This is a genomic window from Streptomyces sp. NPDC021019 (assembly GCF_044333295.1).
Lineage (GTDB): Bacteria > Actinomycetota > Actinomycetes > Streptomycetales > Streptomycetaceae > Streptomyces.
In genome coordinates this window covers 196,411-210,122 of the sequence record NZ_JBIRQR010000005.1, presented here as the reverse complement: position 1 = coordinate 210,122, position 13,712 = coordinate 196,411, and the positions used below count along the sequence as shown (strand labels likewise).

Here is a 13,712-nt window from a genome sequence, read left to right as displayed (position 1 = left end):
AGGCGCCGGGGAGACGTCGCACGTGCTAACCGGCCGCCCAGTCGCGCAGGGCGCGGACCGAGTCGAAGTCGGCCACGTTCCGGTCGAGGGGATCGTCGGTGTACTGGTGAATGCGCCAGTCCGCCTCGATCCGGGGCTTGCCCGCGGTGCCGTAGTCGGCGATCCACAGCCCGTCGCCGGCGTAGCCGGTGGTGTCGTGGTTGAGCCAGAAGGCGCGGTTGCAGTACAACAGGACCCGGTGGTCGGGCCGTTCCCGCTTCACCGCGCGGATGAACCGGTCCTTGTCCGCATTGCTCGCCCGCGTCCCGCCGCCGGTCTGTTCCCAGTCGACCGCGAGCAGATCACCCGCCTTCTCCGGGGTCCTGCTCAGGAAGTACGTCACCTGGTCCGCCACGTCCCCCGGCCAGAGGAAGTGGTAGAAGCCGACGACGCACTCGGCGTCCCTGGCCCGCTTCACCTGCGCGTCCAGACGTGGATTGACGTAGGTGCGGCCTTCGGTGGACTTGATGATGACGAAGTCGAGTCCGTCCGTTTCGTAGGAGGGCTGATAGGCGCTGACGTCGACACCGTGGAGCATGGGCACCGCCTCGGAGAATGGGGCAACGACCTCCCTCTCCTGCCCACTCCCCGGGCCCCCCAAGGGCTGTTTCACTCTCCCGGGTAACGGGCGCGCGCTCCTCGGATGCGGCCGGGTCGGCGGGGGGCGAGAATTGCCGCAAGGACGAGGAGGCGGCATGAGCGAAGAGCCCGAAACCGTATCCGCGGCCGTGTCCGGGCCGGACGGCATCACGCCCGACCGGCTCCTGCACACGGGCGCGAGCGACCGGCCGAGCGCGGAGGACCTGGTGCTCGCCTCCGGGCGGGACCTGACACCCGAGACCTTGGAATGGGCGCGGCGCAAGCTGGCCGCCGAGGGGCGGTCGGCCATCGACAAACAACTGCCCTGACGGCCCGGCGGCCCCGCGGGGCACCCGGTGGGTCGGCGTGCGGAGCCGTACGCCGGGGTGGATGCGGCCGGGGAGCCGGGGAGCGTGTGGGGCGCGCCCCGGTTCCCTCGGTTAGCCTGAGTGACATATGAACCGTTTGACGACCTCACAGGGCACTTTCGAGCTCGCCCGCTTCCCCGAGCACCCGCGCGATCCCTTCCGCGCGTGGGACGCCGCCGACGAATACCTGCTCCGGCAGCTGACGGACCCCGAGACGGGCCCGGTCGACCTCTCGGGGACGGTCGCGGTCGTGGGGGACCGGTGGGGGGCGCTCGCCACCGCGCTGGCCGGGCACCGGCCGGTCCAGATCAGCGACTCCTACCTGGCCCGGCGCGCGACCCTCGCCAACCTCGCCAGGAACGGCATCGACCAGGACGCGGTCCGACTGCTGTCCTCGCGCGACACCCCGCCGGACCGGATCGACGTCCTGATCGTCCGGGTGCCCAAGTCCCTGGCTTTCCTGGAGGACCAGCTCCACCGGATCGCCCCCTCCGTCCACTCCGGCACCGTGATCATCGGCACCGGTATGGTCAAGGAGATCCACACCTCCACGCTCAAGCTCTTCGAGCGGATCATCGGCCCGACCCGCACCTCCCTCGCGGTGCGCAAGGCACGGCTCATCTTCTGCACCCCGGACCCCGCTCTGCCGCGTACGCCGAGCCCCTGGCCGCACCGCTACGAGCTGCCCGCCGACGTGGGCCCGGTCGCGGGCCTGACCGCCGTCAACCACGCGGGGATCTTCTGCGCGGAGCGCCTCGACATCGGCACCCGCTTCTTCCTGAAGCACCTGCCCACCCGGTCCGGGGCGGTCCGGGTCGTCGACCTGGGCTGCGGCAACGGGGTCCTCGGGCTCTCCGCGGCCATCGCCAACCCCGAGGCGCACCTCACCTTCGTCGACGAGTCCTACGGGGCGGTCGCCTCCGCCGAGGAGACCTTCCGGGCCGGTGCGCCCGACGGTGCGAAGGCCGACTTCCTGGTCGGCGACGGTCTCGGCGACCTCGACCCGGGCAGCGTGGACCTGGTGCTGAACAACCCGCCCTTCCACTCGCACACGGCGACCACCGACGCGACGGCCCGCACGATGTTCGCCGGGGCCCGCACCGCCCTGCGCCAGGGCGGCGAGCTCTGGGTCGTGGGCAACCGGCACCTCTCGTACCACACGCACCTGCGCCGGATCTTCGGGAACTGCACCACGGTCGCGGGCGACCCGAAATTCGTGGTGCTGCGCGCAGTCAAGCGCTGACCGCCGGGCCTTTCGTCCGCCGGACGCCCTTCGGCCCTTCCGGATTCTTGCAACACGTTCTACTGTGTGCGCCGCCGCACACGGACGACGCCGACGCGAGACTCTGGAGGGGCCGTGCACCTCGAATACACGCCTGAGCAGCAGCGGCTGCGTACCGAACTGCGCACCTACTTCACGACCCTGGTGCCCGACAACGCCTACGCCCGCTCCGCGGAGCCCGCCGCCCGGAAGCGCTTCTACCGCGACACGGTCCGCAGGCTCGGCGCCGACGGCTGGCTGGGGGTCGGCTGGCCGAAGGAGTACGGGGGCCGGGGACTCAGCCCGATGGAACAGTTCATCTTCTTCGACGAGGCCGCCCAGGCCGGCGTGCCGCTGCCGCTGATGGCCCTGAACACCGTCGGCCCCACGATCATGCGGTTCGGCACGGACGAGCAGAAGGCCCACTTCCTGCCCGGCATCCTGGCCGGGGAGATCGACTTCGCGATCGGCTACAGCGAACCGGACGCCGGCACCGACCTCGCCGCTCTCAAGACCCGCGCCGTGCGCGACGGGGACGAGTACGTCGTCGACGGACAGAAGATCTGGACCACCAACGGCGACACCGCCGACTGGGTCTGGCTCGCCGTGCGCACCGACGCCGACGCCCCGCCCCACAAGGGCATCACCATGCTCCTCGTCCCCACGAGCGACCCGGGCTACTCCTGCACCCTGATCAACACCCTCGCCTCGCACGACACGACCGCGAGCTACTACGAGAACATCAGGGTCCCGCTGTCCCGCCGCGTCGGCGAGGAGAACGAGGGCTGGCGGCTCATCACCAACCAGCTCAACCACGAACGCGTCACCCTCGCCGCCCACGGCACGATGGCGGTCCGCGCGCTGCACAACGTCCAGCGCTGGGCCGCCGGCACCAAGCTCGCCGACGGCCGCCGGGTCATCGACCTCGGCTGGGTGCGCGCCCTGCTCGCCCGTACCCACACCCGCCTCGACGCCATGAAACTGCTCAACTGGCAGATGGTCGCCGCCCTCCAGGACGGCACCCTCTCCCCTCAGGACGCCTCGGCGGTCAAGGTCTACGGCTCCGAGGCCCGCCGGGACGCCTACGCCTGGCTGATGGAGATCGTCGGCTCCGCGGGCGCGCTGAAGGAGGGCTCGGCCGGCGCCGTGCTCCACGGCGAACTGGAACGCGGCTACCGGTCGGCCGTGATCTTCACCTTCGGCGGCGGCAACAACGAGATCCAGCGGGAGATCATCTCGTGGATCGGGCTGGGGATGCCACGCGTGCGGCGGTGAGGCGACGGGTGCGCGACCGGCGAGCCATAGGCCTCCGTGCGGTTCCCACGGGGGAGTTCTTCCGGGCCCGGGGGAGGCCTCGTCGTTGCCCTGCCAATGTGACTGGAACCGCCCGTCACAGAACGCGGGGGTCTGCCGTTCACTTCTCGGAAGCGGAACAACCGACGAGAGGTGCTCACAGTGCGTCGAAGGCTGCGGTACCCTCTGCTCGCGATCGGAGCCGGGCTCTCGGCTCTCGCGGCGACCGCCGTGCATGGCGCCGCCACGGTGCCGCTCGCAGTCGCCGTCTACGCCGATGTCGTCCTCGGTCTGTGCTGGCTCGTTGCCGCGACACTGCTCCTCCGCGGTCGTCGGGTTCCGGACACCGGTGCGGACGCGGACAGCGAAGACGCTCCCGGCCCCCGCGATCACCGCGCCGTGCGGTACTCCACCGACGGCGAACCCCTTGCCCGTTCCCACTGGGGCACCGGTCACCGTCACTGATCCGGCCAAACTCGCGGTGCGCGCTGTCCCGTTCGCCCCTGCTTTGCGACGATGACCGGCGACCACCTCTGCTGAGGAGCGCAGCGTGCCCGACGTAAGCAATATTCTCGTGAGTTCGTCCGTCATGACTCACCCTGTACGTCTCGTCCAGGCCCAGCACCTCGCAGCCCGGCTACGTCTCGACGGCCTCGCGATCGACCCGGACCCGAACGGCCCGCCTTCCGCTCTGCGCACCGCCCTGGTCGCGTGGTCAGCCGCGGCCCCCGAGGCCAGCCACCACCTCGTCGTCCAGGATGATGTCGACGCTCCCGTGGAGCTCCTGGAGATCGTCGCACGGGCCGTCGCCCGGTTCCCCGACGAGGCACTGGTGTTCTACACCAACTGGCACGCACGCAACGGCTCCGCCGCCCGGCTGGCCGCCCTCGCGGGCGCCTCCTGGGTCCGGGCGGTGCCGGACGAGTTCACGCCGTCCCTGGGCGTCTGCCTTCCGGCCCGGACGGCCGCCGACTTCCGGGCGGACGTCCGCGGGAGTGCCGAACGCCACGACGACGAGCTGCTCTCCGTCTTCTTCCGCGGGCGCGGCCGGATGAGCCTGCTCGCCGTACCGAATATCGTCGAGCACATCGGCACCAGCAGTATCAACGGCCACGCCGCCCAGGGAATTCGTCGTGCGGCCTGCCCCACCTCCGCCGCCGACGCCGACCTCCTGCTGAGCAGGGGCGGCGTCCTGGAGGAGCCGGGCTGGATCCCGTACATGCGGTACGGAGAGGGCTACATCCGGCTGGTCGGGCAGGAGCACGGCCCCGACGGTGGCCGCGGCCACCACCGCTGGCGGGATGCCCTGCCCTCGACCGGGCTCACGGAGGGGGCTGTGATCGCCGCACGGGAGGCGCACCTGCCGCCGGATCTCGCGGCGGAGGTGGCCCGCACCTTCGGCAGCGGGTTCGCGGAGGAGCTGTGGACCCACTGCCTGCTGCTCGGCCGGCAGGCGGCCCGCGCCTCCCGGCGCCTCGGCCCGGCACGGGGCGAGATACCCGTCGACGTGCACGACCGGCTGCGGCGTTCCGCCGTCGCCACCGCCGGGCTCGCCGGACTCCCGCCGGAACGCCGCCCGGAGGCGGGCCCGGACGAGGTCCGCACCATGGCCGCGTTCGCGTGGACCGCCGTCCGCGCCGGGACAGCCCTCAGGCCCGGTGCGTGATCCACACCCCCGGCTCCCAGTAGGCGGCCACGTCCCGCGCCCGGTCCACGCGGAGCGGGGCGAGTCCGCCGGGGAAGACGTACTCGCCGTCCTCGGGGAACGCGAGACCCGTCCAGCCCTCCCACTCGACGACCGTGCCCGTGATCCGGGAGGATTGCGCGGACGCCGCCGCGACCGTGCCGCCCGCGCTCACCTGGGTCCGGATCCATGGATCGAACGGGGTGCCGTCGTCCCGGGTCCACGCCGCGTACCGCTCGATCGGGACCAGCGGGTAGCGGTCCTTCCAGGTGGGCCGCACCGGCACGAGGACCGTCGGGAGCCCGGCGTTCCGCGCGGTCTCCGTCATCGCGTCGAGCAGCACCTTGGACAGGCCGCGGCCCTGGTGGTCCTCGGCGACCTCGATGCCGAGCGCGCAGAGCGCGCCCGGGGCGCGTCCGGCGTCGCGGTCGGCGAAGGCCCGCGCGATCGAGTCGTCGAGGCCCGGTCCCAGGTCGGCCGTGGTGCCGTCCCAGGTGCGGGGCAGCGAACGGCCCGCGCCCGCGATCACGTCGCGCTCGTCGTCGAACAGGACGAACTGGTACTCCCGGAAGTCCTCGAACAGCCGGTTCCAGTAGTCGCCGTTGATGTCTCCGTGCAGGTTGTACTCGGGCACCACACCCGCGAACCGCTCGGGGATGCGGTCCCACAGCTCGGGCCGCTCCGAGTGACGTACCAGTGCCAGGGCCATCGGGCCTCCTCTCTAGGCGGGGACCTCGACGTCCCAGACGACGACGATCGGCAGACCCTGCCAGGCGGCGCGGGCCGCTTCCGCGATGAACTCCTCGTAACCTCCGGGTGCCAGCCGCCCGTTGAACAGGGGTTCCCGGCAGCCGAGCACCCGGAGCCCGGCCCGTCCGAACGCCTCCAGGTAGGAGCCGGGCAGATGGACGTGGTTGCGTACGAACGCGAGCTCCTCGGAGTCGCGGACGAAGAGGCACTGTCCCTGGAGGGCGATCACGAACGGATGCATGTCCGTGACGACGACCCGGCCGCCCGGCCGGACCACCCGCGCCAGCTCCGCCACGCCCGGGGCGAGGTCCGGAAGGTGCGTCATGGCCAGCGAGCAGACGGCGAGGTCGACGGAGTCGTCCTCCAGCGGCAGCCGCTCCAGGCGCCCCACCCGGAAGTCGGCCTCCGGAGTGTGCTCGCGTGCCTTCGCCAGCATCTCCGGTGACTGGTCCACGCCGATGACCCGGTGGCCGCGCGCGGTCAGGGCACGGGTCTGCCTGCCGGTACCGCAGGCGGCGTCGAGTGCCACTCCCGGCGGGAGGCCGTCGAGGATCGCGTGGACGGCCGGCTCCTCCACCTCGATGTAGGAGCTGGGTAGCGAGTCGTACACCGCTGACCAGGACGCGTAGCCCGCCGCCGCGTCGAGCTCGCTGACCAGGGCCCCGCCGTCCGGCAGTTCTCCCTCCCCCGCGTCCGTGAGGTCCGCCTGGGCGAAGCGGCGTATCTCCGCCACCCGCTCCTTCAGGAACGCCTCGTCCCCGTCGACCGCATGACGCAGCAGCGCGAGCCCCTCGATCCCCAATAACAGTTCCCTTACGCGGAATTCGCCGCGGAATGCATCGCTCATGCGAGCCCCTCACCGATCGGTGGACGGTCCTGCGTCCATATCGGATGCCGCACTACCCGGAAGTCGGGACGGGAATTCCGGGCCCACCCTCGGTGTCCGAAAATCGAGTATGAATGGCTGGTTGAAGGTGCCGTTGTCGCCCGTCTGACGGCTGCCTAGCATGAGCGCCATGATAGAAGGCTATCTTGGACGTGAAAGCATCACTGTCGGCAACGCGTTAACGGTCCATGTCTCGACCGATGCCCCCCGATTCCGTCTCCGTTTCTACCGGCTCGGCAGGGAGCTCGTACTCGTGGGAGAAACCGGGGAGCACCCGGGTGCCGAACACGCCCCGCCCGACCACCCCGATGGGCTGACCGGCCGCGCCTCGCCCTCCGAGGACTGGAACTGGCCGCCGATCTCCCATGCCGTACCGGAGGGCTGGCAGCCGGGAATCCACCTGGTCGAATTCGTCGAATGCGGGCCGGGGCGCGTAGAAAATCCGCCCCCGCTCGACGCCGATCACCTCGAAGGGCACGGGCGGGAGTTCTTCATCGTGCGTCCCCGTGTCGCCGGCGGCCACTCCCGCATCCTCTACAAGAAGTCCACCTTCACGCGGCACGCCTACAACCGCTCCGACCGGCCCGGCCTGGAGCGTGCCGTCAGCCTCTACGACCACCCCGTCCACCGAGCGGGCTCCGATGACGCGCCCCGAGGCCACAAGGTCAGCTTCCACCGCCCCGGCGGGGTCATCGATCTCGCGTACTGGGACGCCCCCTTCATCGCCTGGCTCGACCGCCACGGGTATCCCGTCGAGTACTGCACCGACCTGGATCTGCACGAGGACCCCGAGCTGCTCTCCTCGTACGACCTCCTCCTCAGCGTCGGGCACGACGAGTACTGGAGCGCCGCGATGCGCGACCAGGCGGAACGATTCGTCCGCGACGGCGGGAACATCGCCTTCCTCAGCGCCAACACCTGCTGGTGGCGCGTGCATCCGACGGACGACAACACGGCTTTTGTGTCCGACACCGACCATCACGTGGGGGATGAGTACCCCCACCTTCCCGCAACCGACCAATGGTGGGCACCGGCGCCCGACGGAGTCGGAATTCCGGAGAACGCGCTCACCGGTGTGAGTTTTCGCAACGGTGGAATGTGGCCCGCCACCGAGTGGCCCGGAGACCGGCCCCGAGTTGGGTACACCGTGCAGCACGCCGACCACTGGATCTACGAAGGTACCGGTCTGCGCGACGGATCCGGCGGCGGAGAAGCGGACCGCCTGGGGGCCGGAACACCCCTCATCGGATATGAATGCGACGGCGCCGCGTTCTCCTACGACGCGGACGGAACAGCCCACGCGACCGGGGAGGACGGAACTCCGGAATCCTTCCTCATTCTCGGAATTCACGTCCTCGAACCGGTGCACGAGGATTTCCATCATTTCAAGTGGGGGCACTGGAACGCCGTCGTGCGGGAGAAGGCCGTCTCCAGCCCGCGGGCCGCCACCATGGGCATCTACACCGCGGGCGGCACCGTCTTCACCGCGGGCACCACGGACTGGCCCGTGGTCTGCGGGCACGAGCAGGACCCGGCCGTCGTCCGCGTCACCCGGAACCTCCTCGACCGACTCCGCCGTCGAGATGCCCCAACTCGCCCGTCGCGATGAGCTCCCGCAGGCCGGAGATCCGCGCCGCCCGCTCCGGCAGGGGCGGCGCGGCCCCCTCGACCGCCCGGTCGGGACGGTGCAGATGCACCGCCCGCATGCCCGCCGCCAGCGGACCGAGCACGTCGGGCGCCCACATGTCCCCGACGAACAGCACCCGCTCCGCCGGCAGCGCGCACCGGTCGAGGAGCGCCCGGTAGATCAGCGGATGCGGCTTGCGGGCGCCCGTGCGCGCGGAGCCCACGACCACGTCGACGGCCCCGGCGAGCCCGACCTCCGCGACGCACTCCTCCAGGTTCCAGAACCAGTTGGAGCACACCCCGACGAGCAGGCCCCGCGCCCGGAGCGCGGCGAGCGCCCCGGGCACGTCCGCGTACAGGGCGAGACTGACCGCCTTCATCGCCCGGTCCAGCTCGGTGACCAGGCCGTCGAGCTCCGACTCCGGCACGCCACAGGCCCGTGCCCGGCGGCTCAGCCGGTCACGCTCCCACGTCACGTACGCGGCCTCGTCGGCCGACTGCGCCGCGTGCTCCACGCCCTCTCCCGGGCCCACCGACCACTGGTCTCCCCAGAGTTCGCCCTGGGCGACGAGGCCGCGGCGTACGAAGATGCCGCGATGATCGGGCGGCAGCGGCTGGACCATCCGAACGAGCGTCCCGTAGAAGTCGAAGACGACCGCTTCGATCCCCTCCGGCACCACCGTCACGGGAGCCTCCTAGAACCGGCCGTACCGGCGGGGGAAGTAGTCCTGGAGGCCGCCGTCCCGCTCGATGTCGACGGTCGCACAGTGCAGCCCCCCGCCGAACGGTCCGACCGCCCGGAAGGGCACCTGCACGATCTCGAAGCCGTACGAGGACAGCTGCTCGGCGAGACGCACCTCGTTCTCCTCGACGCACAGCGTGTTCTCGTCGAGGTTCAGCATGTTCCCGGCGAGCCATGGGCTGCAGAACGACAGCTTCGGCGGATGGTCCCAGCTGGCCGGCTGGACGGCCTCCACGATCTCCCAGTCGTTGAGCTTGAAGAACTCCATCAGCTCGGCGTCCGCGAGCCGCTCACCGCAGTGCAGCACCAGCCCGGGACGGAGCGGCACCCAGGTCGCGTCGATGTGGAGCGGGTGGGTGTTGGTCGAGGTCACCGCGTGCACCCGGTGGTCGGGGAAGTGGCGGCGCAGCCAGTCGTAACCGCTCCTGTTGGTGACGAACGACAGCTGCACGAAGAGGTCCTTGCCGAAACGCGCCACGTCGGCGGCGTCGAAGAGCGGCTCGGCCTCGGTGAGAACCAGGTCGTAGTCGCGGACCCGGGCCAGCTGTTCCTCCGTCGGGAGGTCGTTGTACGTGTCCCAGAACCCGGTGTTGTACGAGGCGTCCGTGAGCCGCGGCTTGGGCGCCGCCTCCCAGCGCATCCGCTGGTCGTGATCGAAGAGCTCCTGGAGCACCGGCCGGTAGCAGAGGTACTCGAACCAGCGGCTGCGGTAGGACATGGTCGCTTCGAGGACCTCGTTGCCGACCGTGAGCAGCAGGTCCCGGGGCGGCATGCAGCCGAACATCGACTCATGGGTCCACTCCGGCGTGGACACCTCCTGGGAGAAGTCGATCGGGGTGGGGCGATCCACGCGGATGCCGCGCCGCCGCAGCATGGCGGAGAAGTCGTCGAGTTGCTGCTCGGCCTCGGCGACCATGTCCGCCGGCATGGGCCCGTACGTCCCCAGAGGAAAGCCGTCGTCCGGGTAGGCGCGGCGCACCGCGTGTTCGGGGGCCTGCACCACCGTGCCCTCCGCGCGGCCGACGATCACATGGCGCAGCGGGTCCCAGCCGTTCCAGGAGTTGACCCGCACGGGGCTGGGGGATTCGGCGGGGGCGGTCGTCCTCTGCTCGGTCACGTACAAGCCCTTCGATCGGGGTCGTGGGATGCCGCAGGGGCCAAAACTGCGGGTACGGAGCCATGACCGTCAAGAGTCCCCCCGCTACCTACCGTGTTGTTCGCGTCAGCGTGGCCTGAGTGCGTCCGCCGCCGCTCCGGCTGCGAACGGCATCCGCGCAGCGCAGCGGGTACGTGCCGCACTCTCCAGGCGGACGCCCACCGTCGCCTTCCGGCCGAAACTCCGTGCCGCCGCTGAGCGACGCGATCAACGGGGTAGTGAGAAGACCGTCGCCGAAGCCCGGTACGCCCTGACGCACCACGTCCGGAGGAATTCATGGCACTGACCCGATCTCGCCGATCCGTGGCCCTGGGGGCCATGCTGCTCGTCATGGCGATGGGATGCGGCTCCGGCGGACAGGACGGGTCGGGTGAACGGGCCGGGGACGACGGCACACTGACGGTGTGGCTGATGGTGGACGCGCGCGAGAGCTGGCCGGAGCTGGTCGCCTCCGCCAACACCCGGTTCGCGAAGAAGCACCCCGGTGTGGAGGTCGACGTCCAGTACCAGCAGTGGACGACGAAGAACCAGAAGCTCGACGCCGTCCTCGCGGGCCGCAACGCGCCCGACGTCGTGGAGATGGGCAACAGCGAGACCACCAACTACATCGTCAACGACGCCTTCACCACGGTGGACCCGAAGACCTTCGACCAGTCCGGGCAGTGGCTGCCGGCGCTCGCCGACGCCTGTCGGCTCGACGGCAAGACGTACTGCGTGCCGTACTACGTGGGAGCGCGCGTCGGCGTCTACCGCACCGACTACTTCCAGCGCGCCGGTGTGACCGCCGCCCCGCGCACGTACCCCGAGCTGATCGCCGCCCTCGACCGGCTCAAGAAGGAGTACGGCGCCAAGGACCCCAGCTTCTCCGCCCTCTACATGCCCGGCCGCTACTGGTACGCGGCCATGGGATTCGTCAAGGACGTCGGCGGTGAGATGGCGGTCGAGAAGGACGGACACTGGCACGGAGACCTCTCCTCACCGAAATCCGTCAAGGGGCTCACCGCGTGGAAGAAGCTCCTGGACGACTACTACGTCGGCGACCGGGCGAAGGACAACGGCGACCAGCCGGCGGTCGTCGGTCAGGGCAAGGTCGGCGTCTTCTACGGCAACACCTGGGAGGCGGAGGCCGCCGCCGACGCCCGCTCCGGCGGCGATCCGCACCTCAAGGGCAAGTTCGCCACCTTCCCCTTCCCCGGCCCGTCCGGAGAGCTGCTTCCGCCGTTCCTCGGCGGCTCCACCTTGGCCGTACCCGCCAAGTCGCGGAACCAGGAACTGGCCGCCGACTGGATTCGCCTCTTCACCGACCGGGAGTCGCAGCAGCAGCTCGTCGCCGCCAACACGCTGCCCAACAACACCGTCCAGCTCGGCGAAGTGGCCGCCGGAGGCATCAACGGCCCGGCCGCCCAGGCCGCCGCCCGCGGCTGGGTCACGCCCCTCGCTCCCGGCTGGACCTCGGTGGAGAAGTCCAACATCCTGCCCGAGATGCTGGAACGCATCGCCACCGGAAAAGCGTCCGTCCAGGACGCCGCGCGCGAGGCCGACCGCAGGATCGACGCCGTGATCAATGAGCGCTGATCCGGTCCGGCGCTCACCGCGCCCCGTCCTTCCCTACCTCCTGATCGCCCCCGCCCTGCTCGCGCTCGTCGTCGTTCTCGGCTACCCGTTGGTCGACATGGTCACGCTGGCCTTCCAGGACATGACGCGCAAGGAACTGTTCAGCGGCGAGACCCCGCCCTGGGCCGGTCTCGACCAGTTCCGCACGATCCTCGGCGACCGGTTCTTCTGGACCGTGACGGGCCGCACGGCCCTGTTCACCGTCGTCTGCGTGACCCTCACCATGGGGTGCGCCCTCCTCGTCGCCCTGCTGATGCGACGGGCGGCGCCGTGGGCCCGGGCGGTCCTCGCCGGGGTGCTCGTCGCCGTGTGGGCTATGCCGGTGATGGTCGCCGCGGCCGTGTTCCGCTGGCTCTTCGACGCCGACTACGGCGTCGTGAACTGGTCGCTCTCGGCCCTGCCCGGGATCGACCTCGCCCGGCACAACTGGTTCACCGATCCGTGGCAGGGGTTCGCCGTGATCACCGGGGTGGTCGTCTGGGGCGCGCTGCCCTTCGCCGCGATCAGTCTGCACGCGGCGCTCGCCCAGGTTCCGCCGGAGCTGGAGGAGTCCGCCGTCATCGACGGAGCCCGCCCGTTCCAGGTCTTCCGCTACATCACCTTCCCCGTGGTCAAGCCGCTCTTCGTGATGGTCACGACCCTCATGGCGATCTGGGACTTCGGTGTCTTCAACCAGATCTGGCTGATGCGCGGCGGCCAGCCCGAGCGCGAGTACTACCTGCTCGGCGTGCACGCCTTCATCGAGTCCTTCGCAGTCAACCGCTACAGCGTCGGTGCCGCCATCGCCCTGGTCACCGTCGTCCTGATGCTCGCCGGCGCCGTGGTCTACCTGCGGCAGATGATGAAACTGGGAGAGACCGAGTGAGCCCGGGACGCAGACACAGGAAAAGCCCTCGGCACCGGCGCCGCTACGATCTCCTCACCCTCCTCGTGGCCGCGGTCCTCGGCTTCCCCGTCTACTGGATGGTCCTCACCGCGTTCCGGCCGGCGAGCGAGATCCTCGGCCTTCCGCCCGAGTTCTGGCCGAGCAGCCCCACCCTCGCCAACTTCACCCGCGCGATGAGCACCGAGACCTTCTGGGCCAACGTCCGCTCCAGTGCGGTCATCGGTCTCGGAACCGTCCTCGTCTCCTTGGTGGTGGGTTCCCTCGCGGCGTTCGCCCTCGCCCGCTTCCGCTTCGCCGGACGCAAGGCGTTCATCGTCGTGATCCTCACCGTCCAGATGATTCCCCTCGCCGCCCTGGTGATCCCCGTCTACCTGCTTCTCAACGAGGCCGGTCTCACCGACAGCCTCGCCGGCGTGATCCTCGTCTACCTCGTCTTCACCCTGCCGTTCACCGTGTGGATGCTGCACGGCTTCATCGCCACGATCCCGGTGGAGCTCGAAGAGGCCGCGATGGTCGACGGCTGCGGCCGGATCACCGCGTTCGTCCGCGTCGTCCTGCCGCTCCTGGCCCCCGGGCTCGTCGCCACCTCCGTCTTCGCGATGGTCCAGGCATGGAACGAGTACGTCCTCGTCTACGTGCTGCTCTCCACCCCGGAGAAGCAGACCCTCAGCATCTGGCTGGTCTCCTTCCAGACCAGCTTCGGCACGGACTACGGCGGGCTGATGGCGGGTGCCACGCTCACCGCCCTGCCCGTCGTCGTGTTCTTTCTGGCCGTTCATCGCAAGATCGCCGCAGGAATCGCCGCCGGAGCGGTCAAGGGTTGAAGAA

Annotated in this window: 13 protein-coding genes; 8 read left to right on the top strand and 5 right to left on the bottom strand. The window is 70.3% G+C overall.

From position 1 onward, the window contains the following. Positions 1-25: 25 nt before the first annotated feature. The gene (locus ACH4RG_RS26015) at positions 26-577 is read right to left on the bottom strand and encodes a GH25 family lysozyme (protein ID WP_397924780.1); all 552 of its coding nucleotides are present in this window, start codon (positions 575-577) and stop codon (positions 26-28) included. A gap of 157 nt (positions 578-734) precedes the next feature. Between ACH4RG_RS26015 and ACH4RG_RS26010 the strand changes: the two genes are divergently transcribed. From ACH4RG_RS26010 to ACH4RG_RS25995, 4 genes are all read left to right on the top strand, one after another. Further along, the gene (locus ACH4RG_RS26010; RefSeq protein WP_397924782.1) at positions 735-947 is read left to right on the top strand and encodes a hypothetical protein; all 213 of its coding nucleotides are present in this window, start codon (positions 735-737) and stop codon (positions 945-947) included. Positions 948-1,074: 127 nt separating this feature from the next. Beyond that, the gene (locus ACH4RG_RS26005) at positions 1,075-2,229 is read left to right on the top strand and encodes a methyltransferase (protein WP_397924784.1); all 1,155 of its coding nucleotides are present in this window, start codon (positions 1,075-1,077) and stop codon (positions 2,227-2,229) included. Between the two features lie 114 nt (positions 2,230-2,343). Further along, a complete protein-coding gene (locus tag ACH4RG_RS26000; RefSeq protein ID WP_397929009.1) occupies positions 2,344-3,522 on the top strand; it encodes an acyl-CoA dehydrogenase family protein in 1,179 nt (392 codons plus the stop codon). 607 nt (positions 3,523-4,129) lie between these two features. Next, entirely contained in the window at positions 4,130-5,206 is a 1,077-nt protein-coding gene (locus ACH4RG_RS25995) for a hypothetical protein (protein ID WP_398540331.1), read from the top strand. Here ACH4RG_RS25995 and ACH4RG_RS25990 read toward each other — a convergent pair. Beyond that, a complete protein-coding gene (locus tag ACH4RG_RS25990) occupies positions 5,190-5,933 on the bottom strand; it encodes a GNAT family N-acetyltransferase (RefSeq protein WP_398540330.1) in 744 nt (247 codons plus the stop codon). The two genes, ACH4RG_RS25995 and ACH4RG_RS25990, sit on opposite strands and share 17 nt — an antisense overlap. A gap of 12 nt (positions 5,934-5,945) precedes the next feature. After that, a complete protein-coding gene (locus ACH4RG_RS25985; RefSeq protein WP_398540329.1) occupies positions 5,946-6,821 on the bottom strand; it encodes a class I SAM-dependent methyltransferase in 876 nt (291 codons plus the stop codon). Positions 6,822-7,113: 292 nt separating this feature from the next. Between ACH4RG_RS25985 and ACH4RG_RS25980 the strand changes: the two genes are divergently transcribed. Next, the gene (locus ACH4RG_RS25980) at positions 7,114-8,469 is read left to right on the top strand and encodes a N,N-dimethylformamidase beta subunit family domain-containing protein (protein ID WP_397929014.1); all 1,356 of its coding nucleotides are present in this window, start codon (positions 7,114-7,116) and stop codon (positions 8,467-8,469) included. On the opposite strand, the gene ACH4RG_RS25975 is transcribed toward ACH4RG_RS25980, so the two are convergent. Both ACH4RG_RS25975 and ACH4RG_RS25970 read right to left on the bottom strand, forming a co-directional pair. Further along, a complete protein-coding gene (locus tag ACH4RG_RS25975; RefSeq protein ID WP_397924796.1) occupies positions 8,408-9,172 on the bottom strand; it encodes an HAD family hydrolase in 765 nt (254 codons plus the stop codon). The two genes, ACH4RG_RS25980 and ACH4RG_RS25975, sit on opposite strands and share 62 nt — an antisense overlap. Positions 9,173-9,181: 9 nt before the next feature. Next, the gene (locus tag ACH4RG_RS25970) at positions 9,182-10,345 is read right to left on the bottom strand and encodes a serine/threonine protein kinase (RefSeq protein ID WP_397924798.1); all 1,164 of its coding nucleotides are present in this window, start codon (positions 10,343-10,345) and stop codon (positions 9,182-9,184) included. Between the two features lie 315 nt (positions 10,346-10,660). Between ACH4RG_RS25970 and ACH4RG_RS25965 the strand changes: the two genes are divergently transcribed. From ACH4RG_RS25965 to ACH4RG_RS25955, 3 genes are all read left to right on the top strand, one after another. Further along, a complete protein-coding gene (locus ACH4RG_RS25965; RefSeq protein WP_397924799.1) occupies positions 10,661-11,959 on the top strand; it encodes an extracellular solute-binding protein in 1,299 nt (432 codons plus the stop codon). Then, positions 11,949-12,863, top strand: coding sequence for a carbohydrate ABC transporter permease (locus ACH4RG_RS25960; RefSeq protein WP_397924801.1), 915 nt, complete (start codon positions 11,949-11,951; stop codon positions 12,861-12,863). Before ACH4RG_RS25965 ends, ACH4RG_RS25960 begins: the two co-directional genes overlap by 11 nt. A gap of 65 nt (positions 12,864-12,928) precedes the next feature. Next, the gene (locus tag ACH4RG_RS25955; protein ID WP_397924803.1) at positions 12,929-13,708 is read left to right on the top strand and encodes a carbohydrate ABC transporter permease; all 780 of its coding nucleotides are present in this window, start codon (positions 12,929-12,931) and stop codon (positions 13,706-13,708) included. Positions 13,709-13,712 lie beyond the last annotated feature (4 nt).